The organism is Aeromonas sp. MR19, from assembly GCF_963899305.1.
Classification (GTDB): domain Bacteria; phylum Pseudomonadota; class Gammaproteobacteria; order Enterobacterales; family Aeromonadaceae; genus Aeromonas; species Aeromonas bestiarum.
This window is the reverse complement of sequence record NZ_CAWQWZ010000050.1, coordinates 239,010-265,465: the sequence shown is the minus strand read 5'-3', so window position 1 is coordinate 265,465 and position 26,456 is coordinate 239,010. Positions and strand designations below refer to the sequence as shown.

The window sequence follows — 26,456 nt, the reverse complement described above, 5'->3', positions numbered from 1 at the left end:
TGGCCATCAGTGCGTTACTGATGGCGGTGTGGCGACGGCGACCCGAACAAGAAGTGCTGGTTCATTCCGACCAAGGGAGCCAGTTTAGCAGCTATGACTGGCAGGATTTTTTGCGGGAAAACCAGCTTAAGGCCAGCATGAGCAGGCGCGGCAATTGCCATGATAACGCGGTGGCGGAGAGTTTCTTCCAGCTCCTCAAACGCGAGCGGATCCGACGTAGAACCTATGCGGATCGCGAGGAAGCCCGACAGGATGTGTTCGATTACATTGAAATGTTTTACAACCCCAAGCGCCGGCACAGTTTCAACAATGGGCTATCGCCAGTAGAGTGTGAAAAGCAATATTTCGAACGGCTCAAAAGTGTCTAGAGAAGCCGGGGCGATTCAAGGCCAATGAAGCGCAGAGCATCAGGCTTCAAAAATGCCTAGAAGACCTCCAAAAAATCCAACGCGAGAACGATGCTGCTGGCAAAGCTAAAGATAAGGTCAACAAGCTGCATACGACTTTGAAGAAAGCAGAACAAAGGTATGCTGACCAAACCATCTCGGAAATTGAACTCATTTTCCACATCTACAGTGGACGACTCATCCAGAACTACCAGCGCGGTCTTGGGCTATTTCTAGATAGCCGGGACGGTAAGCAACTGCGGTTCCTGACGGCAGAAAAGTCCGACCATGACGCGGTGATGTCCATGAGCACGGGCCAGGTATCAGCCCTTAGCCTTGCCTTCTTCTTGTCACTCAACAAGGTCTATGCAGACATCCCGCTCATCCTCATTGATGACCCGTCACAATCTCTGGACGAGGTTAATATCGCTTCACTGACCGACCTACTCCGCTGTGAGCTCAACCATTGCCAGCTCATCGTGTCGTCACACGAGGAAGATATATCGGCTTATATGCGATACCGCTTTAACCGGGCGGGATTGACGACGAGCTCGCTCAACATGCAACGCTTGGCAAAAGAAGCGCCGTAATGACTGCGGTGTAGCAATTCAGTGGTCTAGGAAGTGACCAAGTTGGCTCACTTAGGCCCCTGTGGCAGCGGCAAGAAATACAAACAATGCTGTTTGCACTGACCAACAAAATAGATAGCAAGAGAGGGCTAATGGCCCTCTCTTGCTATGGGTAACTTGAAGGGAGCCGTGGCAATGACCTGTCCAAAGGAGTGCTATCAAGAAGTAGGGCAGCCAACACCTAATGGCATACTGGATGGCATACCAAGAAAATAACAAAATGAAAAAACCCAACCTAATCAATAGGTTGAGCCTGGTATGTGGCGGAGAGACAGGGATTCGAACCCTGGGTGGTATTGCTACCACAATTGATTTCGAGTCAATCCCGTTCGGCCACTCCGGCATCTCTCCACGGGGCTTCATTCTTACCGAACCCGGTCTGGTAAATCAACCTGAATCTCTTTAAAGATCAAACGACTGCCTATAAAACAGGCAGGGAACACAGTTTTTACCGTGGGCCTGCACATGGCACGTCGACGACCCTTTGGCGCAGAGTCCAAGATCCAGCCCCATAGGCAGCCTGGCGACTGTGATACCCCCCCTGCAACAGGCCTGCCTGCGGGTTGCGGTATGTCCCATCACGGGCAGCGTTCATCCAAGGTTATCCGGTACTGTACTAAAAAGGTGTGGGAAGTCGTCAAAAGGGGCTTTCTTCGAAGCGAGACTCCTCTGTAGCCCTTGTGGGGCGGGCTGGTAATCAGGAGTGGATTGGTTAACAATTTCACCTCTTTTTTCAGGGCGGGCAGTGACCGGCCCTCACGCCATTTGACAGGAAGTACCATGTTCAATGCACGAATCGTCTCACTGCTGCTGATGACAGCCAGCCTCTGGAGCGCGCCAACCTGGGCCACGACCTATCCCCTGCCACCGGCAGGCAGCCGTTTGATTGGCGAGCTGGAGGACTACATAGTCCAGCCGGACGAACACCTTGAACTGATCGGCAAGCACACCCAGATTGGTTTTTTGGCACTGCTCGAGGCAAATCCCGGGGTTGACCCCTATTTACCAAAACCGGGCACCCGCTTGACCCTGCCGACCCAGATGCTGCTGCCGGATGTGCCAAGAGAAGGCATTGTCATCAACCTGCCCGAACTGCGTCTCTACTACTTCCCCAAGGGAAAAAATGAGGTGATCGTCTTGCCTATCGGCATTGGCGACATAGGGCGGGAAACCCCTGAGATGACCACGACCGTGATCGCCAAGAACCCCAACCCGACCTGGGTACCCGGCCCCATGGTGCGCAAATCCTGGCTGGAGCAGAAGGGGATCACCCTGCCCGCGGTGGTACCGCCAGGCCCGGACAATCCCCTCGGCAAGTTCGCCATGCGCCTCGGTTACGGCAAGCAGGACTACCTCATTCACGGCACCAACAAGGAGTTTGGCGTCGGCCTGCGGGTCAGCGCTGGCTGTATTCGCCTGCGCCCCGATGATATCGAGGCCCTGTTCAACATAGTTCCCCTCGGCACTCAGGTACGGGTGATCAACCAGCCGGTCAAGACCGCCAGCGAGCCCGATGGCCGCCACTGGCTGGAGGTCCACTCCCCCCTCTCTCGCACCGAACTGGAGCTGGAGCAGGGCGCCCCCCTGATCCTCTCACCCGAGGTGGAAACCTTTATCGCCATGCCCGAGATCCACGGTGACAAGGTCGCTGCCGTGCTGAACAATAAGAACGGCATTCCACACCCCGTCAGCGGCTAACGGCAACCCTGTGTTCATGAAGGACTTTCCATGAGATACCGCTTCTGGTGCTTGCTCTCCCTGTTGCTCAGCCCGATGGCGCTGGCCGACATCCTCTGGATGGACAACGGTGACCGGCTGACCGGCACCATAGAGGAGATCACGAATGAACAGGTACGCATAGCACTGCCCTACAGCTCGCCGGTGACGGTCAAGCGCAAGGCGGTCAAACGCTGGCGTATCGAGAAGCAGGACAAGCCAAGACCGACGGTGAAGACCGGCATTACCCTGCTCGCCCTCACGCCGGATGACAAGAAAGCCTGGCTGTGGACCGGCAGCAGCGACCTGAACGTGAAGCTGAAACACAACGACAAGCAGACCAACAACGTCAATCTGAAGGCCTCTACCGAAGTGGCCAACCTCGACTGGCGCTATACGCTGGATGGGGAGTACATCTACGAGACGGCCAACAACGTCACCAACAGCCATGAGTATCGGCTCAAGCCCATGCTGGACTTCTTCTTCGACCAGAACTGGTTCGTGCGCTCCTCCATCGACTATGAATACCAGATGCTGGACCCCGAATACATGGATATGGGCTATGTGACCGGACCTGGTTACCGGTTCTGGAACGACAAGCGGCGACGGCTGGAGCTGATCAGCCAGGCCGGACTGGAGCGTTCCTACTTCCGGCCGGGTTATTGGGACGACTTCATCATCCCCGATATTTTCAACGACAGGATCATCAACTATCCCCTGATGGGCCTTGGTTGGGACTACCGCCAACCCGTTGCGCTCTGGTCGGAGCAACTGGAGCTGTTCAGCAAAGGCACCTACAAGCGCTATCTGGACCAGCCCTCACCCTACATCACCCGGGAGCAGGCCGTAAAAGGTAGCCTAGGGATGCGCTACTACTTCAACGATCACCTGCGCCTCTCCTGGTCGAGCGAGCTCGATTGGGAAGACTCCAGATTGGACTATCAAGGCGTTCAGACCCCCTTATCAGACAAAGAGTGGCGTCATCTGATAAGCCTGGGGGCCAGCTTCTAGTCAGCAGGGCAAGCCATGCACGGGCGAATGACTGAGCCACAAACAAGCACCATAACGCCATAAACAAAACAGGCTCACCGAGGTGAGCCTGTTTTGTTTCAATGCGATTCATGCCACAGGGTGACGGCCGTCACGACATCAGAAGTAGATCCGGGTGACCGATTCAATGACGCAGCCGGGACGACGAATGCCTTCGATCTCGACCTTGATCTCCTTGAGCAGCTCAAGACCGCCCTTGATGGGGGTCACCCGCAGCAGCTTGGTGCGCGCGCGAATGTTGCTGTCCACCTTGATGGGATACGGGAAACGCACCTGGTCCAGCCCGAAGTTCACCACCATGCGGGCGTTCGGAAACTCGGGCGTCGCCTCGTTGATGCTGCCCGTCAGCCGTGGCAGCAGCGCCAGGGTCAGAAAACCATGGGCTATGGTGGTCTTGAACGGCGACTCGGCAGTGGCACGCTCAGGGTTGGTGTGGATCCACTGGTTGTCGCCGGTCACGGCGGCAAACTCATTGATCATCTGCTGGCTCACCAGCAGCCATTCACCCACGTGGGTCTCGGCGCCTATGCTGGGCTGCAGAGTGGCAAACAGGGCCGCAGCCTCACCATTGAGCTCAACCGCCGGCTCATCAGCCTGCAGAGGCTGGCCGTTGGCAACCTGTGCCGAGCCCGCTTGCCGCTGCACGGACTGGCTGTCAGCTTGCAGGTCCAGCACACGACCCAGCAGAGGGTGGAGGTGTGCCTTTTGCTGAAACTCACGCCAGTAGTCGCGGATCGCCGGAGAGAGCCAATCCTTGAGCTCAAAGGGGTGCTGCGCCAGAATTTCGCGCTTGCGCTTCAGAAAATCGACAACTTTCATCTACCGATCCCTATTCGATTCAAAGCCTGTAAAGAGGTCTAACCAGTCCTATTTTATGAAAGTTTCAACTGCAAGTGCAAAAAAATCTCAGCGTACAGCTGTACCACGGGTAGAAGTGGTCACTAACCTGTCGGCTGCAAGCCTGATGGCACAAGGGGAAAAACGATTGCCGTGGCCAGCGGCAGGCGGCCATGGGCGCAGCACAGACAGGGGCCGAAACGGGGGGAATGCCATCCGAGTGCCTCTGTCTATACCCTGCCTGGCCCGTCAGACGTCGTCACGCTGCGCCGGTTGCCACCACTGCCCGCAGGCGATCTCATCCAGAAAACACCAGGCCAGGATCCGGCTTGTCTTGTTGCCCTGCGCCATGTCGATCACCCGCACCTGACGGGCCCCGACCTGGGTCAACGCCTTCTTCGCGGCCGGCAGGTTCTCTTTTTTTGAGACCAGCGAACTGAACCAGAGGCACTGGCTGGCGAACTCCTTGCTCTGGACGATCATGGCGGCGAGAAACGCGGCCTCACCCCCCTCACACCAGAGCTCGGCCTTCTGGCCGCCGAAATTGAGCACGGGCGCCCCCTTCACGGCTTTGCCGAGATTGCGCAGCTTGCGCTCGCTGCCCTTGCTCGCCTCTTCGAGCGAGCCATGGAACGGGGGGTTGCACAGCGTCAGGGCAAAGCGCTCCTGCGGGCTTATGATGCCGCGAAAGATGTGCTTGGCATTGCCCTGATGGCGGCACTCGACCTGTCCGCCCAGCCCGTTGCTCCTGGCCAGCAGGTTCGCCGCCTTGACCGAGACAGGATCGATATCGGATCCGACGAAGCGCCAGCCATATTCGCGCGCGCCCAGCAGCGGGTAGATGCAGTTCGCCCCCACGCCTATGTCCAGCACTCGTACCCCCTTGCCGGTCGGTACGCGTCCCGCACTCTCGGCCAGCAGATCCGCCACCCTGTGCAGGTAGTCCACCCGTCCCGGGATAGGCGGGCAGAGATAACCCGCCGGCAGATCCCAGTGCGCAATGCCGTAGTGCAGTGCCAGCAAGGCCTTGTTCAGCGCCTTGACGGCGGCAGGATCGGCAAAATCCAGGGTCTGGGTACCGTGCTCGTTGACGAATACCAAGGGCCGCAGCTCGGGGGTGCGCTGGCAGAGCGCATCGAAATCATAGGGGGCCTGATGGCGATTGCGTGGATGCAATCCGGATTTGCGGTCGGAGTGGGTCTTCATGCTGGGCCTGCCGAGGGAAAACGGGCCCACACTATAGTGATTTGGCCTCGGAAAGTCTAAATTGCGGGCACAAAAAACCGGGCTTCAGGAGCCCGGTTCAAGTGAGGTTGGAAAAACAGTCCGTACTGCGAGCCGTTTGTCCAGCCTGACTCAGATGTCGATCCGGCGTGCTTGCCAGAACTTGCTGCGCCAATAGGAGCTATCCAGCTTGGAGCGCGTCACCCCGGCACGGGTCGAGGCGTGGATAAATTCACCATTGCCCACGTAGATACCGACATGATTGAGACGACGATTGATCTTGAAGAACACCAGGTCACCCTCGACCAGATCTTGCTTGGAAACACGAGTGCCTTCATGGACTTGGGAGCGGGTGTCACGGGGTAACTCGACACCGACGGCATTGCGGAACACTTCACGGGCAAAGGCGGAACAATCTATGCCTCGCTGGCTGCTGCCTCCCATGCGGTACGGGACGCCACGCCACTCTTTATATACTGTCAGGATTTCATTCACATCGGGTGTTTGCGAAGCTTCCGGTTCAATAATGGGTTCCATCATGGAAACTTCAATCTTGCTCGCGACCTCGGGCTGGGGTGCCGAGGCACAACCCACCATTCCGAGCGCGACCAGCAGTAGCATCAGGTGGCGCAATCCTTTATCCCCGCAAAATAGTAAAACTTGTTAAAATACGGCCCAGAAGGGCAATTTATAAGGCAACAGCACCCGACTATATCCAAGAATTCTATCGAGGCAAGCGAAAATCCCTATCGACATCACATTTTTGCAAGGAAATGCAGTATTTTTCATGATTAATGTGATCATGCCCAAACAATATACAATCTCGAAAGCGACCGTCCTTGCTCGATCAAACTGACTTTTATCGCTGTTTCATCCCTCTTTTAAAGTGAAAAATTATGATCTCCGTGGATCTCTATTTGTTAAAACCGGCAAATATCAGCGCCGACCAGTTGGCTCTGCTGCCGGACGCACTCTCCCCGACAGAGCGGCAACAGTGGCAGGAGATCCACCATCCGGGACGCCGCCAGGAGTTCCTGATCAGCCGTGTGCTGCTCAGGCGCCTGCTGGCCGATCGCCTGCAATGCCAGGCCAGCGAGCTGCTGTTTTGCACCAATCCCCACGGCAAACCCGAGCTGAGCGACCAGCGCTGGCAGTTCAACCTCAGCCACAGCGGCGACTGGCTGGTGATCGCACTCTGTGCCAAGGGGCCGCTTGGGGTGGATATAGAGCTGGGCCAGCGTCGCCGCCAGACCCTGCCGCTGGCGAGACGCTTCTATGCAACCAGCGAGTACGAGTGGCTCGCCGCCCTGCCCGCAGAAGAGCAGGAAAGCGCCTTCTATCGGCTCTGGTCACGCAAGGAGGCGGTGTTGAAAGCCCACGGTGCCGGCATTGCCGCCGGGCTCGACAAGGTATGCTTTGTGCCGCAGCAGGCGTGGCGGCTCGACAACCGGCTCGATGAGCACGATTACCGGGTGCAGGACTGGCCCCTGGGCAGCGGCTGGCTCAGCCTCGCCGCCCCGACCCTGGCCGTCAACGGCTGGCTGCTGGATGACAACTTGAAATCCGCCCCCATCAACCCCATGTTAACTCACACCATTTTCCAAGAGTCAGCCTCATGATCGTCGACATCAATCCCCAGAATTTCCAAGCCGCACTGATCGATGCTTCCATGAAAAAGCCGGTCGTCATCTATTTCCACGCCCCCCAGATGCCAGAGTGTCAGGGCATGACCCCGCTGGTGGAGTCACTGGTTGGCCCGGCCAACCCCCAGGTGACCCTGGCCAGGGTCGACATGAACGATCCGCAGCTGCAACCGCTGGCCAGCCAGCTCGGCCTGCGTGCCCTGCCCGCCCTGGTACTCTTCCATCAGGGTCGCCCGGACGAGCAGGCCATTCTGGAAGGGCCGCAGGACGAAGCCACCCTGCGCCACTATTTTGCCGCCTTCGCTCCCAAGGAGGAGGAACTGCTGTTCGAGCAGGCGCAGCAGGCGCTGGCAGACGGTCAGGCGGATGTGGCCTATGCCCATCTCACCAAGGCTCACCAGCTGGCTCCGGAGCGCCACGACATCAGCCTGTGGCTCATTCAGGCGGCGCTGGATCTCAATCTGCTGGACGAAGCGCAGGAGCGGCTCGGCAAGATCCCCATGATCGCGCAGGATGACCACTATCAGACCCTGAGCTCCCGGCTGGCGCTGGCACTGCAGGCCGCAGACAGCCCGGAACTGCGGGCGCTGGAAGCGCGTCACGAGCAGGATCCTGACAATTTCACCCTGACCCAGGAGCTGGCGGTGCAATACAACCAGGCGGGTCGACAGGAAGAGGCGCTGGCCTTGCTGTTCACCATCCTCAAGCGCGACCTGGCTTTTGGCGATGCCAAGAAGACCTATCTGGACATTCTGACCACAATGGGAAGCAACCCGGCGGCACAGAGCTACCGTCGCAAGCTCTACAGCCTGCTCTACTGATCGATGCGGGAATGAAAGACGGGGTGATGCCGAGGGATCGGCATTGCCTTGCCGAGGTGGATTTCAGGGGCGGAAAGCGGGGAATTGACGAATTTCAGGCAAAAAAAAATGGCGCATGAATGCGCCATTTTTTCGCATGGATTACTTCTTGTAGGAAGTAGCCATGTTGTCGATGCGCTGGTTAGCACGCATAGCTTCTTGCTTGGCTTCTGCAACATCAGCAGCGATCTTGGATTGATCAGCACGAACTGCGCTAACATCTTGAGCCAGTTGGTCAACTTTGTTAGACAGATTCTGAACGGAGGTTTCCAGTTCGCTGGTGTTTGCACAACCGCCCAGCAGAGCGGACAGACCAACAACACCTACCAACAACAATTTTTTCATTTTTAAAAGCTCCCTTTAACTCGCCAGACGTTTAGCAAGCGGCGTGATTATGGCACAAAAGAATCATACTTTGGATAGGCCCCATCACAGATAAATGCATTAAAACCCTCATTTTTTTTTAGTTGCACACTTTATGTGCAAACTTTAAGCAAAAATGAGTGCCTCTGGATGAGGTTCGCACAGAGCGTAACCAAATTTTGGGCTTATTACAATTTCGTATGAGGCTCAGGCTGAACGTTCTGACAGCAATTGACGATATTGCACCAGATCTTCGATGGTCAGCACAGGCATCTGATGCAGGCGACCGAAGGCAATCAGGTCCGGCAGACGAGCCATGGAGCCATCTTCCTTGGTCAGTTCACACAAGACCCCAAACGGTTTGAGGCCAGCCAGCTGCATCAGATCGACCGTGGCTTCGGTATGGCCGCGGCGCGTCAGCACACCGCCGGTACGAGCCCGCAACGGAAAGACATGGCCGGGGCGATGCAGATCGGACGGTTTGGCACCATTGGCGATGGCCGCACGAATAGTGGTGACGCGATCGGCCGCCGACACGCCCGTGGTCACCCCTTGCGCCGCCTCTATGGTGACGGTGAAGGCGGTCTGATAGTGGCTGGAGTTCGCCTCCACCATCATGGGCAACGCCAGCTGGCGCACCCGCTCGTCGGTCAGACAGAGGCAGACGATGCCGGAGCACTCGCGGATCATCATGGCCATCTGTTCATTGGTCATGGACTCGGCGGCGAAGATGAGGTCGCCTTCGTTTTCCCGATCTTCATCGTCGGCCACCAATACGCCACGACCGGCCCGCAGGGCCGCCAACGCCGCTTCGACGCGCGCAAGGGGATCACCGAATTCACTGAGTAGAGACTGATTCATGGTAAGACTCCTAAACAAGACAAGGACCAGAATCAGGGCATGGAAAGGCAGACAGAGATAGGTATGCAGCGGCCAGCCCAAGGGGGGCCATGCCTGCAATATCTGTCTTATCCTCTTTCATCCGGACTGTGACCGTCGGCTCCGGCATCTCACCGGATCTGCTGACCCCGACCTGGTTGCAAGGTCGGGCGCTCGCGGGCTCCCCGAGTCAGATCGGGATACCGCCGGTGGGGAATTTCACCCCGCCCTGAGAATAAGCGCAGACAGCCTAAAGAAAAAAAACGCAGGATACCAGCCCAAAACCCATCAAAGATGAATATGGAACCGACCGGTACCCGCCGCCAGCAACTTGGCTCACGCACGCACGGCGCACTGTCTTTTCTGATTTTGTTTATGGCATAGTGCCTGAAAAAACGCGCAGCCTGCGCAGACTCAGGCGCCAACACCACAAACGGAATCATGACAGAGATGGAAAAGAAAATACTGCTGACGGACTGTCCGGACGCCAAGGGCCTCATCGCCAAGATCACCAACATCTGCTACAAGCACCAGCTCAACATCAACAAGAACGACGAGTTCGTGGATCACGAAAACGGCCGCTTCTTCATGCGCACCGAGCTGGAGGGACGTTTCAACGACGAGACCCTGCTGGCGGATCTGGATGATGCCCTGCCCGCCGGTGCCCAGCGCCGTCTGGTCAAGGCCGGCAAGAAGCGCATCGTCATCCTGGTGACCAAGGAGACTCACTGCCTCGGCGACATCCTGATGAAGAACTACGCCGGCGCGCTGGACATGGACATAGTGGCGGTGATCGGCAACTACGACACGCTCGCAGAATTGACGGGCAAGTTCGACATCCCGTTCCACACCGTCAGCCACGAGGATCTGAGCCGCACCGAGCACGAAGAGCAGGTACGCGCCATCATAGACGGCTATCAGCCCGACTACGTGATCCTGGCCAAGTACATGCGGGTGCTGACGCCGAGCTTCGTCGAGGCCTATCCGCGCAAGATCCTCAACATACACCACTCCTTCCTGCCGGCCTTCATCGGTGCCCGTCCCTACCGCCAGGCGTTCGATCGCGGGGTCAAGCTGATCGGCGCCACCGCCCACTTCGTCACCGACGATCTGGATGAGGGCCCCATCGTCGAGCAGGACGTGATCCATGTCGGCCACGCCTTCAGTGCCGACGACATGGCCAGGGCCGGTCGCGACGTGGAGAAATCCGTGCTGAGCCGCGCGCTGGAGCTGGTGCTCAACGAGCGGGTGTTCGTCTACGGCAACAAGACTGTGGTGTTCAAGTAACCTGCCTCTGGCGCCACGCCAGAAACAACAAAGGCTCCCACGGGAGCCTTTGTTGTTTCTGCACTGCCTGTTGTTGCACTCGGCTTACAGCGGCAGACCATTGATGGTCATGGCACCCTTGTCGAGCTTGAGCTCGGCGGTCAGCTGGGCCTTGTCCGCCTTGAGGTAGCCCATGGCGGCAAACTGCTCCAGCATGGGGGCCAGTTGCGGCACTGCCTTGCCCAGCTTGCCGCTGAGGTTGGCGTGCAGCAGGCCGGACAGGGCGTGCATCCCCTCTTCACTGTTGAACAGCTGCTCGAGCGAGGTGGCCGCCAGCTTGACGTCTCCCTTCATGGAGACGGGCTCGCCATTGAGCTGGGCGCTCAAGTCCACCAGCTCCAGGGTCGCGCCGCGCTGGAGCAGCTTGTCCAGTGCCTGCTGGATGGCTTGATCTTCCACCCCTTGCCCGCCGGCGGCCTGCAGCGCCTGATAGCCTTCCAGATCCAGTCCTTTGAGATTCAGGGCCAGCTTGCTCTGGGTCAGCGCCAGGTTGTCGGTCTCGTTCTCCAGATTGAGGGTGTTCACCTTCATCTGATAGCTGCTGGAGAGGGTCTGGGCATCGTCCCCTGCCAGCTGGGTTTCCGTGGTCAGCCCCTGCAGTGACACCTTGACGCTGTCAGGCAGTTGCACCGACAGCGCCGAGAGGGTCATGTCGCTGCGAGGCGAGAGCCAGATACCGCTGATCTCGGCCATGTCGGCGCTCCCCTTGAGTTCGGCCAGCACCATGTCCATCTTGCTCTGCTCTTCGTGCAGCGTCATGCCCTGCCAATGGAAGGTGACGTGACCATTGCCTTCCAGATCGCCGTGATAGTCGCCCTTCATCGGCAGGAAGCTGAACTCGTTGAGCCCCTGGTTGACCTTGAATTCGTTGGCCCAGAAGCGGCTGCTGTTGCTGGCGGTCCAGAGGCTGCTGACCGACTCTATGCCAAATTGCCACTGCTCCAGCTTGAGCGCGCTGAACACAGGGGCCAGCGAACCCTGTTTGGTGTCGAGCAGCATGTTGCTCTTGATATAGAGCGGCAGGATGCGGCTGTTGACGATGAACTGCGCCTCGACCGGCTCACTCCCTTCCAGCTGACCATCCAGGCTGGCCAGGGTCTGCGGCGTGACCACCACCTTCAGCACGCCATCGCGGGTGAACAGGTTGCTGGCACCCGGCAGCCAGGTCAGCTCGACGCCGCTCTCCTGCTTCACCTTGGCAATCTGCTCGGCCATGATGCGATCGAACGTATTGCCCGTGTGCCAGCAGGCACCCAGTCCACCCACTACCAGGGCCGCACCGACGGCCAGCGCTACTCGCTTCTTCATCTTTATATGATTCTCCAAAGGCTCATTGCCGCACTCTACGGGGCCATATCGGGGCTAGGCAAGTCCAATTCGGCGTCGGCCGCAATTAAGTGATGTCACAGCAAGGGGCTGAACAGATAGAAGATGTTCTCCGTCACCTTCTTGTACCAGGGGCGGGCGCGCCACTTGGCCAGCGACATGGGGGTCGCCTCTATCATGTAGCCCTGCACCAGCTGGGTCATCTCGGCGACAAACACCGGGTTGTCGATGAGCAGGGTCACCTCGAAGTTGAGCCATAGGCTGCGTCTGTCCAGGTTCACCGTGCCCACCAGCGCAAAGTCGTCATCCACCAGCACGCTCTTGGTGTGCAGCAGACCGGCATCGTAGCGGTAGACCTCGACCCCGGCCTCCAGCAGCTCCTCCATGAAGGCGTTGCAGGCATGATTGGCCATCAGGGAGTCGTTGCGCGCCGGCAACACCAGTTGCACCTGCACCCCGCGCGCCGCCGCCGAGGAGAGCGCCGCAGCCAGCGGATCGTCCGGCACGAAATAGGGGGTGGTCAGCACCAGATGGTGACGGGCCTGATAGATGGCCAGCAGCAGGCTCTGCTGGATGCAGTCACCGCCGACGAAGGGGCCGGACGGAATGAGCTGGGCCCGATAGTTGCTCTGGGGCCAGGCCTCAGGCTCGTGCTGCAGGCTGTCGAGCAGCCGCTCGCCGGTCTCCATCTCCCAATCCCAGACGAAGATGGACCACATCAGCGGCACCATGGGCCCCTGTACCCGGATCATGATGTCGACCCACTGGCCGACCCCGGCGTTCTGCTTGAAGAAGCGGGGATCCACCATGTTCATGGAGCCGGTGTAACCGACCCTGTCGTCGATCACCACCAGCTTGCGGTGCATGCGCAAGTCCTGGCGCTGGAACGGGATGCGCCAGGCGCCGACCGGCAGCACCTCCACCAGCTTGACCCCAGCCTTGCGCAACTGCTTCGGCCAGGACGAGCGGAAGAAGGCCTTGCTGCCCATGGAATCGAGCAGCAGACGACAATCCACGCCGCGCGCCGCTACCTCCATCAGCGCTTCGCACACCTCGTCGGCATCGCCACCCGGGTGCCAGATGTAGAACTCCAGATAGCAGGACTGGGAGGATTGGCGGATGTCGCGCACTATCTCGCGCAAGATGGATTCCGGCCTGCTCAGCAGCGTCATCCGGTTGCCGGAGAGCATGGGCATGGCCAGCCGGCTCTGGATCAGATCGTGCAGCGGCTGGGCCTTCTCCCCCACCTCGCAGCAGTGCTGGGGGAAGAGGCGGGCCAGCTGGCGGATCCAGATGGCGTAAGGGCGGTACATGGCCTGGGCCCGTTCGGCGCGACGCCGGCCGAGCCGGATCTCGCCAAACAGCACGTAGAAACCGACCCCGGCAAACGGGATGGCATAGATGAGGGCCAGCCAGGCCAGCGAGACGCCAATGGGACGCCGTTTCATCACCACCCGCAGGGAGACCCCCGTCACGATCACGGTGTGAAATAGCAGCAGCAACCAGCCGAGGAACTGGGAAAACAGCAGCTGGATGTCGTGCTCCAAGCCATTGATCAAGAGAACTCCTTGTACACCAGAGTGACATGCGGTGGGCAGATCCCACGGGGCCAGGATGGTATGCTGTAAAACACACCCATTCTATCAGGTCGTTAGCATGATCCTGCAATCTATGCTGCTGAGTCTGGCCATGCTAGGCCAAGGCTCATATGACATCAATGAGCAACAGATAAACCAGTACCTGCAATCCCAGGTACAAGTGAACAAACAGCTGGAGCTGCCCGGCATCATCAAGGCCCATGTGCAGCTCGAGCAGAGCGACGTCCAGATCGGGCGCCAGAGCCCGGATACCGCCCGCGTCTATGGCAAGGGCAAGCTGAAAATCGCCCTGCCGGATCAGACCGAATACGACGCGCGCCTGAACATGACCTACGAGGCTAGGCCGCGCTATGACAAGGCCCAGAGCGCCCTCTTCCTCGACAACATGAAATTGATTGAGTACAAGCTGGAGCCGGAAGCGGCGCAGCAGAAGTTCGGCTTCATGCTCGGCATGCTGCTGCAGAGCATGGAGAAACGGCTGGAAACCCAGCCTATCTATCGCCTCAACGACAAGGATCCGAACCAGGCCTGGCTGAAAGAAAATCTGCTGGGGCTTGAGCTGTCACCGGGCAAGATCCACCTGCTGACCAAGCCCCAGTGAACCGTCAGTTGTAGACGGGGGCCTTGGTCTGACGCACCAGCAGCTCGATCTGGTAACCCTGTTCGCGCTGCTGGTCATAGAGGGAGAAGAGCGGGCCATCCAGCTCGTGCAGGGGCAGGTCGGCAAAACCGGCCTTGAGGTAAAACGGCTTCTCGAACGGCAATGCCTGGCACACCACCGGCTTGTCCAGCAGATCGTTGCAGGCGTGCTGCAACAGACGGGAGCCCAGTCCCAGCGACTGGTAATGGGGCAGCAGGCGAAAGCCGCACAGGTGGTAATAATCCTGTTCGTCGCGTAGACGCACGGCGCCCACCAGCCAGTGAGCGTCGCGCACCACGAAGATACGCTCGGCCAGATCCGGCACGTAATGGGAGAAAGTGGTTTCGTAGTAGTCCCTGATCAGGGAAAGATCCGCATCACAGTACTCTTCGAAGGTGAGCTCCATCGCCCGCTTGCTAATCACACCCGTTCCATCCTTGGCCACTCGGCCCAGCCCTCAATATTCAGTTGCAGATCGGCAAGAGATCCGACCAGATTAACCAGCAAGATATCACGCCTTTTAGTAACAAAAAAGCCAATAACAGCCCCTGCTTGTTCACTTTTCAACAGGCAACCGGCCGCAGAAACCAGGGGCAATCCTATCACGCTATCCCCCGCACGGGCACTGCTTGCTCGATCCGCCGGATTTTACGACCAGGCCTCACTCACTCGTTAACAAGTGGCTGATTTAGCATCAGAAATTATTTATGTAAACATTTGTTAACAATTGACACGGGTCATCCACTGCAACAAAAAGCCTCATTCGAATAGCAATTCCGGCCTGTCACCCTATGGTGAAACCTTGGCATAGCATCGCGCTGTCGTTGCCTGAGCGGGATCACTCCCACGCTGACACCTTCACCACTTTGCCAAGGAGATACCATGTTCAGACCCATACCTTCACTGCTGATGCTGGCCTTGCTCCCCACCGCCAGCTGGGCCGGCGACATCCACACTCCGCTTGCTCCCTACCACTTCAGCCGGCAGCAGCTCATCGCCAGCGACGCCGTCACTGTGCCGCTGGATGAGGCCCACTTCGTGTTTGGCGAGGCGGCTATGGCGTTCGATCTGCACGACTTCCTGCTGCAACAGGCGCCCCACCTGCTGCCCAAGGAGGAGGTGATCCTGCACTGGAGCGGCATCACCAGCCTCAACCCCCAGCTGCTGCTGGCCCTGATGGAGGCGAGCAGCCAGCTCATCTCGGCTCCCTCGGAACAGGCCATGGCGGCGCCGTTCACCAAGCTGGTCAAGGCCAGGGGCTTTGACAACCAGATCGAGCTGATGGCGCGCCAGCTCTCCGAGCGCTTCTATCAGGCCCAGGCCCAGTTGCGGCTGAGCCAGCGCAGCGCCCCCGCCCTGCCCCCGCTTGCCGCGCACCAGGCCGCCCTGGCCAGCCTGCTTGGCCCGCACGAGCGGCAGCAGTTGAGCGAGCAGTGGCAGACCCTGTTTGGCAAGGAGGCCATGATCTCGCCCAAGCCCCCTGCTGCAAGGCCGCCAGCCCGGCTGGTCGGTGGCCAGTTTCAGCTGCCCTGGCGCCAGGGCTACAGCTGGAAGGTGAACGGCGCCCACTCCCATAGCGGCTCGGGCTACCCCTACTCCTCCATCGACGTCTCCTACGACTGGCCAGGCTGGGGCGGCGCCACCTACACGGTCACCGCCGCCAACAGCGGCACAGTCACCGTCTTCTCCCGCTGCCAGGTACGAGTCACAGCCCCCAACGGCTGGGCCACCAACTACTACCACATGAGCGGCATCTCGGTACGCAGCGGCGACTACGTGGCCGCCGACACCCCCATAGGCACCTATGCCAGCAACCGCAACGAGGCGCTGTGCGAGGGCGGCGCCTCCACAGGTCCGCACCTGCACTTCTCCCTGCTCTACAACGGGGTGTTCCAGTCCCTGCAGGGGCAGCGCCTGAGCAGCTATGCCGTCAACGTCGGCGCCAGCAACTACGACGACAACTGCAACCGTTTCTGGCTGCAAAACAGCCGCAACGGCCAGCGTTTCTGTGCCTGGCAGCCGCTCTACAACAACGGCCTCGACTGAGTTGCCGGTCAGCCGCTGAAGTGATGGAAAAGTCAGTAATGACGGGGGCTAGACGGTTTTATGCAAGCCGTCACAGATCCGCATACTCCCCTTTGAAAATGCTCACAAAACAGTCAAAAGGAGATTGCCGGCCCGGCGGGCGGATGTGAGGCTCTGGGTGCCCACATGGGCACCCAAACAAGGACTGACAATAATGAAAAAAACAGCGGGAATCTGGGTGATCGCAGGCATGCTGATCGCCCCTCTGGCGCAAGCCGACGTCATACTGCACGCCTTCAACTGGAAATACAGTGAAGTCACCGCCAAGGCCGATCTCATCAAGGCCGCCGGCTACAAACAGGTGCTCATCTCGCCGCCCCTCAAGTCGTCGGGCAACGAGTGGTGGGCACGCTATCAACCGCAGGATCTGCGTCTCATCGATACCCCCCTTGGCAACAAGCAGGATCTCGAGCAGCTGATCGCCGCCATGCAGGCGCGGGGCATAGCCGTCTATGCGGACGTGGTGCTCAACCACATGGCCAACGAGAGCTGGAAGCGCAGCGATCTCAACTACCCCGGCAGCGAACTGCTCGGCCAGTATGCGGCCAACCCCGCCTACTTCGAGCGCCAGAAGCTGTTCGGCGATCTGGGCCAGAACTTGCTGGCGGGATCGGATTTTCACCCCGAAGGCTGCATCACCGACTGGAGCGATCCGGGCCACGTCCAGTACTGGCGCCTGTGCGGCGGCGCCGGTGACAAGGGGCTGCCGGATCTCGACCCCAACAACTGGGTGGTGAGCCAGCAACAGGCCTATCTCAAGGCGCTCAAGGGGATGGGGATCAAGGGCTTTCGGGTCGATGCGGTCAAGCACATGAGCGATTACCAGATCAATGCCGTGTTCACCCCCGAGATCAAACAGGGCGTGCAGGTGTTTGGCGAGGTGATCACCACGGGGGGCGCCGGCAGCACGGATTACGAACGCTTCCTCAAACCCTATCTCGACAGCAGCGGTCAGGGGGCCTATGACTTCCCGCTGTTTGCCTCCCTGCGCGGGGCGTTGGGTTATGGCGGCAGCATGAACCTGCTGGCGGATCCGGGTGCCTACGGTCAGGCCCTGCCGGGCAGCCGGGCTGTCACCTTCGCCATCACCCACGACATTCCCACCAACGACGGCTTTCGCTACCAGATCCTGAACCAGACCGACGAGAAGCTGGCCTATGCCTATCTGCTCGGCCGCGATGGCGGCTCGCCCCTGGTCTATTCCGATCACGGCGAGACCCAGGCCAAGGACGGGCTGCGCTGGCAGGATTATTACCAGCGCAGCGACCTCAAGGGGATGATCCGCTTCCACAATACGGTGCAGGGCCAGCCGATGCAGCTGGTCGGCAGCGGCGACTGCTTCGTGCTGTTCAAACGCGGCAAGCTGGGGCTGGTCGGCATCAACAAGTGTGACTACGAGCAGGAGTACTGGCTCGATACCGCCAAATTCGAGATGAACTGGTATCGCAACTACCGGGACGTGCTCGACAGCAACGCCCTGATCAATGTGCAGAGCCAGTGGGTACGGGTCGCCATCCCCGCCCGCAGTGCCCGGCTCTGGCTGCAGGAATAAGGAAGAGACACCGGACGGGGCCGCCACAGTGCGGCCCCTCTTTATTTGCCGGCTTATTTCGGGCGCTGCGCTCATCGGCAGCTTGTTCTGCCAGCGCCATGATGCTTTACTCAACAAGGCTAACGAGGCTAAGGGAGCAAGCCGTTGAAAGCATGGATGTTGATGGGATTGATCCCGCTGTTTTCCCCGCCCGGCTGGAGCCAGACTCCCCCGCCGGCCGAGGTGGTGATCCTGACCACAGAGGCGCAGGCCCCCCTCTCAGTTCCTCTTGCGGCGCCCAAGCCAATGCCCGCGCCCAGCGCACTGCCCGAACCCACCCGGCTGACCGCCAGCCTGCCGCCCGGCACGCGCCAGATCCAGGTCTACAAATCGGTACAGAAAAACGGCGTGATCCGCTACTCCGACATGATGCCGGAGCAGGGCCACTACGAGCTGCTGCTGTTCAACGACTGCTACGCCTGCGACCCGGCTTCCAAGGTCAACTGGCGCACCACCGACCTCTTCCTCTACGACTACGCCAGCACGATACAGGCGGCGGCCAAGGCCTATCAGGTGGAGCCCGCGCTCATCCGGGCGCTGATCCACGCCGAATCCGCTTTCAACCCGCTGGCGGTCTCCCGCAAGGGGGCCATGGGGCTGACCCAGCTGATGCCGGCCACGGCGCGCGAGCTGGGGGTCGGCGATGCCCTGATGGCCGAGCAGAATATCTTTGGCGGGGTGAAATACCTGGCAGGCCTGCTCAAGCAATATGGCGGCAACGTGGCGCTGGCGACCGCGGCCTACAACGCCGGAGCCGGTGCGGTGCAAAAACATGGGGGCATACCCCCCTATGCCGAGACCCGCGCCTATGTGGAGCGGGTGCAGCTGTTGCGCCAGCGCTACAAGGACATGTTGAGCGCCAAAGGGTTGTAAGACCTTCCCTCTTTCACCCAGCAACGCAACCAGCCGGGCCCTCGTGGCCCGTTTTTGCGCCCCCTGAAACGAAAAAACACGCCCGGGGGCGTGTCGATACCACACTTTTTCGTCACGGATCACGCTTTAGGGGCGATCGCGCGATAGGCCAATGCACCCAGAATGGCACCGACGATCGGAGCAACCCAGAACAGCCACAGCTGGCCGAGGGCCCAGTCACCCACGAACAGGGCAACCCCAGTGCTGCGCGCCGGGTTGACCGAGGTATTGGTCACCGGAATGCTGATGAGGTGAATGAGCGTCAGGCACAGACCGATGGCGATGGGGGCAAAACCGGCCGGGGCCCGGCTGTCGGTGGCGCCCATGATGACGAACAGGAAGAAACCGGTCATCACCACTTCACACACCAGGGCTGCCAGCAGGCTGTAACCGCCCGGCGAGTGCTCGCCATAGCCGTTGGAGGCAAAACCGGCGCTTAAGTCAAACCCGGCCTGACCGCTGGCGATCACATAGAGCACGGCCGCTGCCGCAATCCCGCCCAATACCTGAGCGACTATGTAGGGCAGCACACCGGACGCCGGGAAACGGCCACCGGCCCAAAGCCCGACGGTCACGGCCGGGTTCAGGTGACAGCCCGAAATATGGCCTATGGCATAGGCCATGGTCAGCACAGTCAGACCGAACGCCAGCGCCACGCCCAGCAGGCCGATTCCCACGTTCGGGAAGGCGGCGGCCAGCACTGCGCTGCCACAACCCCCCAGCACCAGCCAGAAGGTGCCCATAAACTCAGCTGCAAAAGGTTTCACTCTCAACTCTCCCAATGATGGATGGAACATGAGCCTGGGCTCATGAGGTCGCCGTTCTTAAACGGCGCCACATTATGGGAGCGTGACATGACGAGGCGAAGTGAACCTGTCTTGCCAGGAAAGTGTGATCAAGGTCACAAGTGATTGATTCATCAAGAGGATTGTCGTCAGTCCCGAATGGCGTCCCGCCATCTGGTACGACAACTTGTGACTCTGTTGAGGCTTTTAACAACAGGATGGCGAGCACCTGAGGACCCAGCCGCAACGAATAAACGAGGAGGGCGCCCGGGCGCCCTCCTCTCACACTGCTCCTCAGACGCAGTCAGCGTCGGCAGGGTTCAGCGATAGCGGCCGCGCACCGAGCTGGTGGCCCGCCCCGCCATCTTGATCAGGCTCTGGCGGGTATGGAAGTGGCAGAGTGCCACCCCAAGCGCATCCGCCGCATCCGCCTGGGGCGTGGCCGACAGCTTGAGCAGATGGGTCACCATGTGCTGCACCTGCTCCTTGGCCGCGCCGCCCGTGCCCACCACAGCCTGCTTGATCTGGGTTGCCGAGTATTCGCTCACCGGCAGCAGGGCATTGACCGCCGCGACTATGGCGCTGCCGCGAGCCTGACCCAGCTTCAAGGCCGAATCGGCATTGCGCGCCATAAAGACCCGCTCTATGGCGAACTCGTCCGGCTTGAACTGGGTGATGATCTCGCTCACCCCGTCATACACCTGCTTGAGGCGTGACGGCAGCTCGCCCAAATCGGTGCGGATGCAGCCCGACCCCAGATACTCCGCCTTGCCTGCGACTATGCGGATGACGCCGTAGCCTGTGATGCGCGAACCTGGGTCTATCCCCAGAATAATGCTCATGGCCGCTTCGCCATGCTGGCCTGGGGGCGGCTCACAGCCTCATCACCCGTGAGCCGGTGGCCCGGCTCCATTCCCAAAACAATGCTCATGACACTCTGTTGCTCTGAAGGCAGTTCATGGCCGCCAAGATAGCAAACAAGCGTCCGCTTGGCTCGCGCGGCGGCGCCCTCGCCGGCTGACTGCGCAGGGATCCGCCATCTTGTACAGTGGTCTGCCTGTTTCCTCACCCGTGCGGGCTGCCCAATCAGGCGCCACAGGCGCAGGAAAAAGATCAGGTCGCCAGCGCCACCAGCCGCTCGGCCAGTCGGTGGCTCTGCAGATAGCTCTCGATGAGTGCCCCATCGGCCTTGCCCAGCTCGATCTGCCAAAACCAGTGATCGAGCATAGCCACGAAGCCCCGCTGGGCCAGCACCGGCTGCCAGTCGTCCGGTGCCAGGGTCTGCAATGTCTTGTCTCGGGCAATCGTGCCCCGGGTGCAGTTCTCAAGGTGCAGAGAGAGGTTGTCGCCATAGGCGTCGATGCGCTCCTCCGTGATGCCGGCGCTGCGGTTCATGCTGCCGCTCACCGCCGTCTGCCCGCTTTGCCAGGCGACGCTCACCCCGGCCAGCAGCTCAGGCTGCTGGGCACTGCGCCTCAGTACAGCATGCAGATCCCCAGTAGGAGCGCCGCCATAGAAGCAGAGGCTGTCGAGCACATGGATACAGTCGTCGAACAGGAATTGGCGCGGCAGCCCCGGCAGTGCGTGTCTGTGTTTCTGCCAGTGGATCTCGGTAAGCGGCTGATTATCTGAAAGCGGCTGCGCCCGGGCAGCGCTCATGGCGGGCAGATAGCGGCGGTTGAAGCCCACAAACAGCGGGCAATCCTGCGCCATGGCCAGATTGGCGAGCGCCTCCACCTCGGCGTAATCAAAGCAAAGCGGCTTGTCCACAAAGGTGGGGATACCCGCTTGCAGGCATTGGCGGGCCAGTTCGAAGTGCACTGCAGTGGCGGCGTGGATCATCACGGCGTCCGGGCGGCTCGCGAGCAGCGCATCCACCTCGGTAAAGCACTCGGCAATCCGGTACTGGCGGGCCAGCTTGCCCAGCACAGATGGGCTCCGGGTGCAGAGCAGCGGGGTGACCCGCTCGTCGCTGGCGAGCAGCGGCAGATAGGCCTTCTGGGCGATATCACCTAGGCCAATCAGGGCAATGCGCATGGGAACTCCTTGTCACTCGATCACTGGATAAGCGGATAACCGGCTAAGTGCCCGCACCATCTCAGGATTTTCCCCGCAGATCCAGCCTTGCCGCAACCCGGGCTGCCCCACCCCCTCTCAGCCTCCCCTTTCGCAAGGGCGAGGAGCAGGCGGAAGTGGCTTTACTCCCCCCTGCCAATAGCCAAGGTGGGCACATATGTATCGCCAGCAAAACGGGTTTCGTATTGCACCCATTTTGGCTAACATGCCCCACTTCAAGGAGACATAGGGGCAAGGAACCGATGAGCAACAAGACGCTGCAATCCCTCTTTCACTACAAGCGTTGGGCCGATGGCGAGCTGCTGGATGCGATCGCCACGCTGGATGCCGCGCAATATGGCGAGACTCACCACACGGCCCTGCGCATCTTCAACCATATCCATGTGGTCGATGCCATCTTCAAGGCCAATCTGCTTGGGGAGTCCCACGGCTTCAGTGCCACCAATACCCCGGAGACGCCGACCCTGGCGGCGCTGCGCAGCTCGGTCACGGCACTGGATAACTGGCTGGTGGATTACGTCGCTGCGCTGAGCCCGCAAGAGGGTGAAACCTCGCTTTCGTTTCGCTTTGTCGATGGCGACAGGGGGCAGATGAGCCGCGAGGAAATGCTGCTGCATCTGGTGACCCACGGCGGTTATCACAGGGGGGCTATCGGGCGCATTCTGGTGCAATGCGGCATCACGCCGCCACGCGATACCCTGACCACCTTCCTGCATCGCAGTGAACCCGGGCGGCGGGGTGATGCCCCCTCGGCGAATAACGAGGCTCGTCCATGATGCCCGCCTGTTTACGACTAACACCGCTGCTGCTGATCGGGCTGCTAAGCGGCTGCGCCGCCGCCATCGATCACTACTCGGGGCGCTTTCGCAACACCCTGGCACCGGGGGAGACACGCGCGACCATTCGCGCCGAGCTGGGCGAGCCCCAGCTTTGCCAGCAGGCCACCTTTCTGACCGAGGATAATGTGCAGGGTTGCGATCGCTTTACCGTGCTCGGCAAGATCCACAAGCGCGCTGACGGCAATGGCCAGGCCACGGCGAGCGCCGTGACAATGGGGCTGGGGGAGCTGATCCTGATACCGATGACGGTAGCAGGCGTGGCGGCGGATTACACCCAGCAGCACACCCTTACCGTCTATTACGACCGGGACGATCACTATCTGTTTCACACCCTGCTCAATGGCAAAGGACAGGAAGTGTGGCAATAAGGGGCGATAAAGCGGAACGCTTTGCTGCCCCATGGCCAGGTTGACAGCCGTTTGCCGGGTGACTCGGGAAATCCCGCTAAGATTGCTCTCTGCGATCCAGCCACTTGCCCACTCTGGCACCCAGCTCTGAGCAGAGCAGGGCGCTGACAATGGCCCCTATCATCCGGTTTGTCTCGGAGAGCGCTTTTGTCTCAACAAACTGGTAGGCAATCAGATTGAAAATAAGGATCCCGAGCAGCAGACCCAGCCCGCTACCCACCTTCTCTCTTCTGGATTTGGCTTTCACCGCTATTCATTGCTCCTGTGCAAGGGAGCCGGCCATTCAGCCCCCCTTATCCATAGGCCAAACAAGATAGCAAAGCCGCGCCTGCTTGCCCGCCTTTATCGCACCTGCTTAAGCGCTTTGATGACGCAGTTCAAAAAACGATGATTTTCTGATGGTTACCTCCGTTTTGTGCTCGCTGGTCCTGCTTCGCTTGGCTTACCATAGCCATCCAGAACCTGTTGAGCTGCGATGGGTTACTGGTCAAGGGAGCATATTGGAAGCTGTATGTATCTACGTCCAGCTGACTTTCTGCACATTAGAGATATATAAATTCAGGCACATAAAAGGCTAACTATGGACATAGAATCAGAAAAAAATGCTGCTAAGCATAATTTTAAATTATTAGTTAAAAACATACCATGTAGGTTATCTAAAAAAGAAGAAAATATTGCAGAACAAATTCATAAGGCCAAAACAAGCCCAATAAAAAAACTTGAAACTCTATATATGTTCATGAAGGAGATTTATGAATATGCGTCAATCTATACGCCATGTAAGAAGGGATGCTCCGCTTGCTGCCATTATTCCGTTTCAATATCGGATATTGAAATTGAATACATTGAGAAAAAAACTAAGAAAAGAAAGAAAAAATTATTTTCATCTGCAGAGAATTTTCATGGGACACCATGTCCTTTTTTATATGATGGCTGTTGCTCCATATACGAAGCAAGACCATTTGTATGTAGACGACATGTCGTACTTACAAGCACAAATAAATGGTGCGAACCAACATTAAGTAATACAGAAACATTTCCACTATTAAATTTCTCTGAGATCGAAAATGCATTTCATTTAATAAAAATGGAAAGCCTGTCATTTGATAGCTACGATATTCGTCAAGTTTTCAGCCGAAATCTATAAAAATACAATGAGAAATGATGCACTAAAAAATATTAAATACTAACCATCTTTAATAGTTATTAAATCGAATCATAATGCTCTATTACCTTCGCTATCTGCCCCAACATTCCAGAAAAACCATCAAAATCAATGCTGGCTTTATTAGCATGTACAACATGGTTTGCAAATGCATCCTTACTTAAATCATTCTTGACATCTCTTTTAGACTCCACATTGAAACATCTTCCTTTATATTGCCTAAGTCTATCTTTATTAGTAAAGAAATGCTCTATATCTGTATTACCATTAGAATCTCTGGGTGTTAGAACTAAATATAGATTGCAAAAGACATGAACGAAGTCTGATTTTCTGACTTCATTTTGAGACGAGGGATAAATAGTTATCCCTTCTATTTTATTTACATAGTTAATCAAATCATTTGGACCTGTATCATTATCTACAAAAATGATCACCGGATTTTCTGGCCTAGGGGCCTTATAGTATTCAAAGTGTTTTTTATAATTGATAACAAAATCTCTTAGATAGTCAGCACCACCATGGAGTTCTAACAAAAACTTGGTTCGCTCTGTATATTCGACAAAACGTAGTAATAGTTTATATGGTGAGACAGCTGTTTTTTCGGTAGCTAGACGAGGAAAGTTTTTCGCTAGCATTTGTATTGCTGCTTTTAAGTATATGTTGTCTGTCTTTCCCTCCGTCAGAATAGTTGGCAGCTCATTCGCATAAAACAAGCGATAAAACAAAAATTTACTGAACGTATCTTCTCTTCCACTATGGAGGTAACGTCTCAACTTAGCTTGATTAGTTTTTTTTAAAACTTCTTTTTTTGTCTGGTATATAGGATTCAACGGTAGCTTTTGCCGCAGCCTATTATAATGATCTACTTGGTCAATAAAATTTAGCCTCCCCTCAAGTCTATTTATATTCCCTGGAACCACTTCACCATTAACTAGTTCAGTGAACCCCCCTGTTTTAAATAATCTATCACATTGAGATCTGGCTGTACGCCAGTACTCATTTTTTGTATTCGGCTTTTTATTTACAACTAAACCAGTTACCTCTTGCCTTGAGTCTTTATATTGATTTCGTGTTTTTTTATCATTAATAGTAAAGCCAGACCGAGTTATCTCAGCTCTAAGTTTTTTACTCACAACAAAAATATTATCATCTTCATAAGCAATATTTTTTGATAATGTACTTTCTCTACTAGAAAAAGTCATATCATCAGCATACCTTGTGTATATACAAGAATTTTTTGATGCCATTCGTGCCAGTTTTATATCTAAAGCATGAGTTATAAGATTAGTTATTACTGGGGAACAAGGGCTCCCCTGAGGTAATTCATCATTATGACAAGCTATTTTAGCTATAACGGTTGCAATTTCAGGGTGTAGTTCAAAATTTCTATTTTTTATGAAAAACCCCCTAACCCGTCCGAAATTAAAACTTCCAAAAAAATCTTCCAAATCAATATTAAATACCTGCTTTTTCCCCAAGTGCATCATCGCATTTGTTATAATCGAGCGTTTTCTTTCAAATCCATGAGAAAGAGCAGGTTGCTTAACTAATGCGGTTGAACACTTAATTTTTAGCACTTCAGCATTTTTTACCGTCTCCTTTGCTAACTGCGATTTTGGAAACGCTTTGTGATTTATTTCATCTAAACAATCAAGCAATAGGTTAGATAATAAAGATTGTATTGTTTTTAATTTACCCGTTGGTGCATTTATTACTCGCTCACCACCAGTTTTTTTAGGTATTTTAAATTGTGTGTACTGATTCTCAGTTTTTAATACATATAAACAATATGTGAGAACCGATGGCTTAACGCCCAATACATGAGCTAAGTCAGGTTTCGTGGTCGCTTTTTTCAGATCTTGTAACTTTGACATAGGATATCACCTTTAGAAGTGGTTTATGGGCACTCCTACGCAAACGTGACAAGAACTACGGAGAGCGTCTGACAACGTGATACCTTCGGGCAATCCTTTCGGACGTTTTTTTCACTGATCGCGAAGCGCGATCCAATATCTGCCCATAAACCTTTTTCACCCTACCTATTTTAAATTTATCTATCAAATAGTACACAATCGAAATGTGAGCTATATATCGTTTATTTATATGTTTTGGTTCACAG

Annotated in this window: 28 protein-coding genes, 1 tRNA gene and 1 riboswitch; of the genes, 15 read left to right on the top strand and 14 right to left on the bottom strand. The window is 57.1% G+C overall.

The window, feature by feature from the left end; all coding sequences use genetic code 11:
- The 3 genes from AACQ95_RS18390 to AACQ95_RS22625 all read left to right on the top strand — a co-directional run.
- On the top strand, positions 1–368 hold a 368-nt coding region (locus AACQ95_RS18390), incomplete at its 5' end, for an IS3 family transposase (RefSeq protein WP_241279282.1).
- Positions 341–976 (top strand): hypothetical protein, encoded by a 636-nt coding sequence (locus AACQ95_RS18385; protein WP_339357914.1) that lies wholly within the window; start codon positions 341–343, stop codon positions 974–976. The genes AACQ95_RS18390 and AACQ95_RS18385, both read left to right, overlap by 28 nt.
- A gap of 33 nt (positions 977–1,009) precedes the next feature.
- Complete coding sequence (locus AACQ95_RS22625; RefSeq protein WP_445290540.1) at positions 1,010–1,078, top strand: SEC-C metal-binding domain-containing protein; 69 nt, start codon at positions 1,010–1,012, stop codon at positions 1,076–1,078.
- Positions 1,079–1,276: 198 nt separating this feature from the next.
- Here AACQ95_RS22625 and AACQ95_RS18380 read toward each other — a convergent pair.
- Positions 1,277–1,366: transfer RNA gene (locus AACQ95_RS18380), tRNA-Ser, on the bottom strand.
- Between the two features lie 429 nt (positions 1,367–1,795).
- Between AACQ95_RS18380 and AACQ95_RS18375 the strand changes: the two genes are divergently transcribed.
- Positions 1,796–2,713 carry a L,D-transpeptidase family protein gene (locus AACQ95_RS18375; RefSeq protein WP_241279281.1) on the top strand — a complete coding sequence of 306 codons (918 nt, stop codon included), beginning with the start codon at positions 1,796–1,798 and terminating at the stop codon, positions 2,711–2,713.
- A gap of 30 nt (positions 2,714–2,743) precedes the next feature.
- Positions 2,744–3,742, top strand: a complete 999-nt coding sequence (locus AACQ95_RS18370) for a DUF481 domain-containing protein (RefSeq protein WP_241279280.1) — start codon at positions 2,744–2,746, stop codon at positions 3,740–3,742.
- Positions 3,743–3,880: 138 nt separating this feature from the next.
- Here the strand turns inward: AACQ95_RS18370 and AACQ95_RS18365 are convergent, their stop codons facing one another.
- The 3 genes from AACQ95_RS18365 to AACQ95_RS18355 all read right to left on the bottom strand — a co-directional run bounded on the left by AACQ95_RS18365 (position 3,881) and on the right by AACQ95_RS18355 (position 6,463).
- Positions 3,881–4,600, bottom strand: a complete 720-nt coding sequence (locus tag AACQ95_RS18365; protein ID WP_241279279.1) for a MaoC family dehydratase — start codon at positions 4,598–4,600, stop codon at positions 3,881–3,883.
- Positions 4,601–4,867: 267 nt separating this feature from the next.
- Positions 4,868–5,824: a 23S rRNA (adenine(1618)-N(6))-methyltransferase RlmF gene (rlmF, locus tag AACQ95_RS18360; RefSeq protein ID WP_241279278.1), complete on the bottom strand. Its 957-nt coding sequence runs from the start codon at positions 5,822–5,824 to the stop codon at positions 4,868–4,870.
- Between the two features lie 150 nt (positions 5,825–5,974).
- Complete coding sequence (locus AACQ95_RS18355; protein WP_043554066.1) at positions 5,975–6,463, bottom strand: C40 family peptidase; 489 nt, start codon at positions 6,461–6,463, stop codon at positions 5,975–5,977.
- A gap of 275 nt (positions 6,464–6,738) precedes the next feature.
- Between AACQ95_RS18355 and AACQ95_RS18350 the strand changes: the two genes are divergently transcribed.
- Positions 6,739–7,461 (top strand): 4'-phosphopantetheinyl transferase family protein, encoded by a 723-nt coding sequence (locus tag AACQ95_RS18350; protein WP_241279277.1) that lies wholly within the window; start codon positions 6,739–6,741, stop codon positions 7,459–7,461.
- A complete protein-coding gene (locus AACQ95_RS18345; RefSeq protein ID WP_241279276.1) occupies positions 7,458–8,306 on the top strand; it encodes a tetratricopeptide repeat protein in 849 nt (282 codons plus the stop codon). The genes AACQ95_RS18350 and AACQ95_RS18345 overlap by 4 nt, the downstream gene beginning before the upstream one ends.
- A gap of 141 nt (positions 8,307–8,447) precedes the next feature.
- Here the strand turns inward: AACQ95_RS18345 and AACQ95_RS18340 are convergent, their stop codons facing one another.
- Both AACQ95_RS18340 and ribB read right to left on the bottom strand, forming a co-directional pair.
- Complete coding sequence (locus AACQ95_RS18340; protein ID WP_005334342.1) at positions 8,448–8,690, bottom strand: Lpp/OprI family alanine-zipper lipoprotein; 243 nt, start codon at positions 8,688–8,690, stop codon at positions 8,448–8,450.
- A 225-nt stretch (positions 8,691–8,915) separates the two neighbouring features.
- Entirely contained in the window at positions 8,916–9,569 is a 654-nt protein-coding gene (ribB, locus tag AACQ95_RS18335) for a 3,4-dihydroxy-2-butanone-4-phosphate synthase (RefSeq protein ID WP_241279275.1), read from the bottom strand.
- 105 nt (positions 9,570–9,674) lie between these two features.
- A riboswitch (FMN riboswitch) is annotated at positions 9,675–9,828 on the bottom strand.
- A 209-nt stretch (positions 9,829–10,037) separates the two neighbouring features.
- On the opposite strand from ribB, the gene purU reads away from it, so the two are divergent.
- The gene (purU, locus tag AACQ95_RS18330) at positions 10,038–10,874 is read left to right on the top strand and encodes a formyltetrahydrofolate deformylase (RefSeq protein ID WP_043134635.1); all 837 of its coding nucleotides are present in this window, start codon (positions 10,038–10,040) and stop codon (positions 10,872–10,874) included.
- Between the two features lie 84 nt (positions 10,875–10,958).
- On the opposite strand, the gene AACQ95_RS18325 is transcribed toward purU, so the two are convergent.
- Both AACQ95_RS18325 and cls read right to left on the bottom strand, forming a co-directional pair.
- Positions 10,959–12,221, bottom strand: a complete 1,263-nt coding sequence (locus AACQ95_RS18325) for a DUF945 family protein (RefSeq protein WP_241279274.1) — start codon at positions 12,219–12,221, stop codon at positions 10,959–10,961.
- A gap of 95 nt (positions 12,222–12,316) precedes the next feature.
- The gene (gene cls, locus AACQ95_RS18320; protein ID WP_098984681.1) at positions 12,317–13,798 is read right to left on the bottom strand and encodes a cardiolipin synthase; all 1,482 of its coding nucleotides are present in this window, start codon (positions 13,796–13,798) and stop codon (positions 12,317–12,319) included.
- 97 nt (positions 13,799–13,895) lie between these two features.
- Here cls and AACQ95_RS18315 point away from each other — a divergent pair, with 97 nt between their 5' ends.
- Positions 13,896–14,438: a DUF1439 domain-containing protein gene (locus AACQ95_RS18315; protein WP_241279273.1), complete on the top strand. Its 543-nt coding sequence runs from the start codon at positions 13,896–13,898 to the stop codon at positions 14,436–14,438.
- Positions 14,439–14,442: 4 nt separating this feature from the next.
- On the opposite strand, the gene AACQ95_RS18310 is transcribed toward AACQ95_RS18315, so the two are convergent.
- A complete protein-coding gene (locus AACQ95_RS18310; RefSeq protein ID WP_052449139.1) occupies positions 14,443–14,883 on the bottom strand; it encodes a GNAT family N-acetyltransferase in 441 nt (146 codons plus the stop codon).
- A 476-nt stretch (positions 14,884–15,359) separates the two neighbouring features.
- On the opposite strand from AACQ95_RS18310, the gene AACQ95_RS18305 reads away from it, so the two are divergent.
- From AACQ95_RS18305 to AACQ95_RS18295, 3 genes are all read left to right on the top strand, one after another.
- Entirely contained in the window at positions 15,360–16,523 is a 1,164-nt protein-coding gene (locus tag AACQ95_RS18305) for a M23 family metallopeptidase (RefSeq protein WP_241279272.1), read from the top strand.
- Between the two features lie 193 nt (positions 16,524–16,716).
- Positions 16,717–18,114: an alpha-amylase family protein gene (locus AACQ95_RS18300; protein ID WP_241279271.1), complete on the top strand. Its 1,398-nt coding sequence runs from the start codon at positions 16,717–16,719 to the stop codon at positions 18,112–18,114.
- A 156-nt stretch (positions 18,115–18,270) separates the two neighbouring features.
- On the top strand, positions 18,271–19,026 hold the full coding sequence (locus tag AACQ95_RS18295; RefSeq protein ID WP_241279285.1) for a lytic transglycosylase domain-containing protein: 756 nt from the start codon (positions 18,271–18,273) through the stop codon (positions 19,024–19,026).
- A gap of 119 nt (positions 19,027–19,145) precedes the next feature.
- On the opposite strand, the gene aqpZ is transcribed toward AACQ95_RS18295, so the two are convergent.
- From aqpZ to AACQ95_RS18280, 3 genes are all read right to left on the bottom strand, one after another.
- A complete protein-coding gene (gene aqpZ / locus AACQ95_RS18290; protein ID WP_098985203.1) occupies positions 19,146–19,832 on the bottom strand; it encodes an aquaporin Z in 687 nt (228 codons plus the stop codon).
- A 338-nt stretch (positions 19,833–20,170) separates the two neighbouring features.
- Positions 20,171–20,692 carry a crossover junction endodeoxyribonuclease RuvC gene (gene ruvC / locus AACQ95_RS18285; RefSeq protein WP_043134627.1) on the bottom strand — a complete coding sequence of 174 codons (522 nt, stop codon included), beginning with the start codon at positions 20,690–20,692 and terminating at the stop codon, positions 20,171–20,173.
- Between the two features lie 271 nt (positions 20,693–20,963).
- Positions 20,964–21,887, bottom strand: a complete 924-nt coding sequence (locus tag AACQ95_RS18280; protein ID WP_241279270.1) for a Gfo/Idh/MocA family protein — start codon at positions 21,885–21,887, stop codon at positions 20,964–20,966.
- A 281-nt stretch (positions 21,888–22,168) separates the two neighbouring features.
- Here AACQ95_RS18280 and AACQ95_RS18275 point away from each other — a divergent pair, with 281 nt between their 5' ends.
- Together AACQ95_RS18275 and AACQ95_RS18270 are read left to right on the top strand one after the other, a co-directional pair.
- Complete coding sequence (locus tag AACQ95_RS18275) at positions 22,169–22,702, top strand: DinB family protein (RefSeq protein WP_241279269.1); 534 nt, start codon at positions 22,169–22,171, stop codon at positions 22,700–22,702.
- Positions 22,699–23,133, top strand: coding sequence for a hypothetical protein (locus AACQ95_RS18270; RefSeq protein WP_241279268.1), 435 nt, complete (start codon positions 22,699–22,701; stop codon positions 23,131–23,133). The genes AACQ95_RS18275 and AACQ95_RS18270 overlap by 4 nt, the downstream gene beginning before the upstream one ends.
- A gap of 76 nt (positions 23,134–23,209) precedes the next feature.
- On the opposite strand, the gene AACQ95_RS18265 is transcribed toward AACQ95_RS18270, so the two are convergent.
- A complete protein-coding gene (locus tag AACQ95_RS18265) occupies positions 23,210–23,425 on the bottom strand; it encodes a hypothetical protein (protein WP_042873670.1) in 216 nt (71 codons plus the stop codon).
- A 327-nt stretch (positions 23,426–23,752) separates the two neighbouring features.
- On the opposite strand from AACQ95_RS18265, the gene AACQ95_RS18260 reads away from it, so the two are divergent.
- Entirely contained in the window at positions 23,753–24,319 is a 567-nt protein-coding gene (locus AACQ95_RS18260; protein ID WP_241279267.1) for a YkgJ family cysteine cluster protein, read from the top strand.
- 59 nt (positions 24,320–24,378) lie between these two features.
- On the opposite strand, the gene AACQ95_RS18255 is transcribed toward AACQ95_RS18260, so the two are convergent.
- The gene (locus AACQ95_RS18255; protein WP_241279266.1) at positions 24,379–26,211 is read right to left on the bottom strand and encodes a retron Ec67 family RNA-directed DNA polymerase/endonuclease; all 1,833 of its coding nucleotides are present in this window, start codon (positions 26,209–26,211) and stop codon (positions 24,379–24,381) included.
- Positions 26,212–26,456: the final 245 nt, after the last annotated feature.

Coding starts and splice junctions, on each gene's coding strand:
- AACQ95_RS18375 (WP_241279281.1), top strand. CDS start 1,796: ATGTTCAATGCACGAATCGTCTCACTGCTGCTGATGACAGCCAGCCTC.
- AACQ95_RS18370 (WP_241279280.1), top strand. CDS start 2,744: ATGAGATACCGCTTCTGGTGCTTGCTCTCCCTGTTGCTCAGCCCGATG.
- AACQ95_RS18365 (WP_241279279.1), bottom strand. CDS start 4,600: ATGAAAGTTGTCGATTTTCTGAAGCGCAAGCGCGAAATTCTGGCGCAG.
- rlmF (WP_241279278.1), bottom strand. CDS start 5,824: ATGAAGACCCACTCCGACCGCAAATCCGGATTGCATCCACGCAATCGC.
- AACQ95_RS18355 (WP_043554066.1), bottom strand. CDS start 6,463: ATGCTACTGCTGGTCGCGCTCGGAATGGTGGGTTGTGCCTCGGCACCC.
- AACQ95_RS18350 (WP_241279277.1), top strand. CDS start 6,739: ATGATCTCCGTGGATCTCTATTTGTTAAAACCGGCAAATATCAGCGCC.
- AACQ95_RS18345 (WP_241279276.1), top strand. CDS start 7,458: ATGATCGTCGACATCAATCCCCAGAATTTCCAAGCCGCACTGATCGAT.
- AACQ95_RS18340 (WP_005334342.1), bottom strand. CDS start 8,690: ATGAAAAAATTGTTGTTGGTAGGTGTTGTTGGTCTGTCCGCTCTGCTG.
- ribB (WP_241279275.1), bottom strand. CDS start 9,569: ATGAATCAGTCTCTACTCAGTGAATTCGGTGATCCCCTTGCGCGCGTC.
- purU (WP_043134635.1), top strand. CDS start 10,038: ATGGAAAAGAAAATACTGCTGACGGACTGTCCGGACGCCAAGGGCCTC.
- AACQ95_RS18325 (WP_241279274.1), bottom strand. CDS start 12,221: ATGAAGAAGCGAGTAGCGCTGGCCGTCGGTGCGGCCCTGGTAGTGGGT.
- AACQ95_RS18315 (WP_241279273.1), top strand. CDS start 13,896: ATGATCCTGCAATCTATGCTGCTGAGTCTGGCCATGCTAGGCCAAGGC.
- AACQ95_RS18310 (WP_052449139.1), bottom strand. CDS start 14,883: ATGGAGCTCACCTTCGAAGAGTACTGTGATGCGGATCTTTCCCTGATC.
- AACQ95_RS18305 (WP_241279272.1), top strand. CDS start 15,360: ATGTTCAGACCCATACCTTCACTGCTGATGCTGGCCTTGCTCCCCACC.
- AACQ95_RS18300 (WP_241279271.1), top strand. CDS start 16,717: ATGAAAAAAACAGCGGGAATCTGGGTGATCGCAGGCATGCTGATCGCC.
- AACQ95_RS18295 (WP_241279285.1), top strand. CDS start 18,271: ATGTTGATGGGATTGATCCCGCTGTTTTCCCCGCCCGGCTGGAGCCAG.
- ruvC (WP_043134627.1), bottom strand. CDS start 20,692: ATGAGCATTATTCTGGGGATAGACCCAGGTTCGCGCATCACAGGCTAC.
- AACQ95_RS18280 (WP_241279270.1), bottom strand. CDS start 21,887: ATGCGCATTGCCCTGATTGGCCTAGGTGATATCGCCCAGAAGGCCTAT.
- AACQ95_RS18275 (WP_241279269.1), top strand. CDS start 22,169: ATGAGCAACAAGACGCTGCAATCCCTCTTTCACTACAAGCGTTGGGCC.
- AACQ95_RS18270 (WP_241279268.1), top strand. CDS start 22,699: ATGATGCCCGCCTGTTTACGACTAACACCGCTGCTGCTGATCGGGCTG.
- AACQ95_RS18260 (WP_241279267.1), top strand. CDS start 23,753: ATGGACATAGAATCAGAAAAAAATGCTGCTAAGCATAATTTTAAATTA.
- AACQ95_RS18255 (WP_241279266.1), bottom strand. CDS start 26,211: ATGTCAAAGTTACAAGATCTGAAAAAAGCGACCACGAAACCTGACTTA.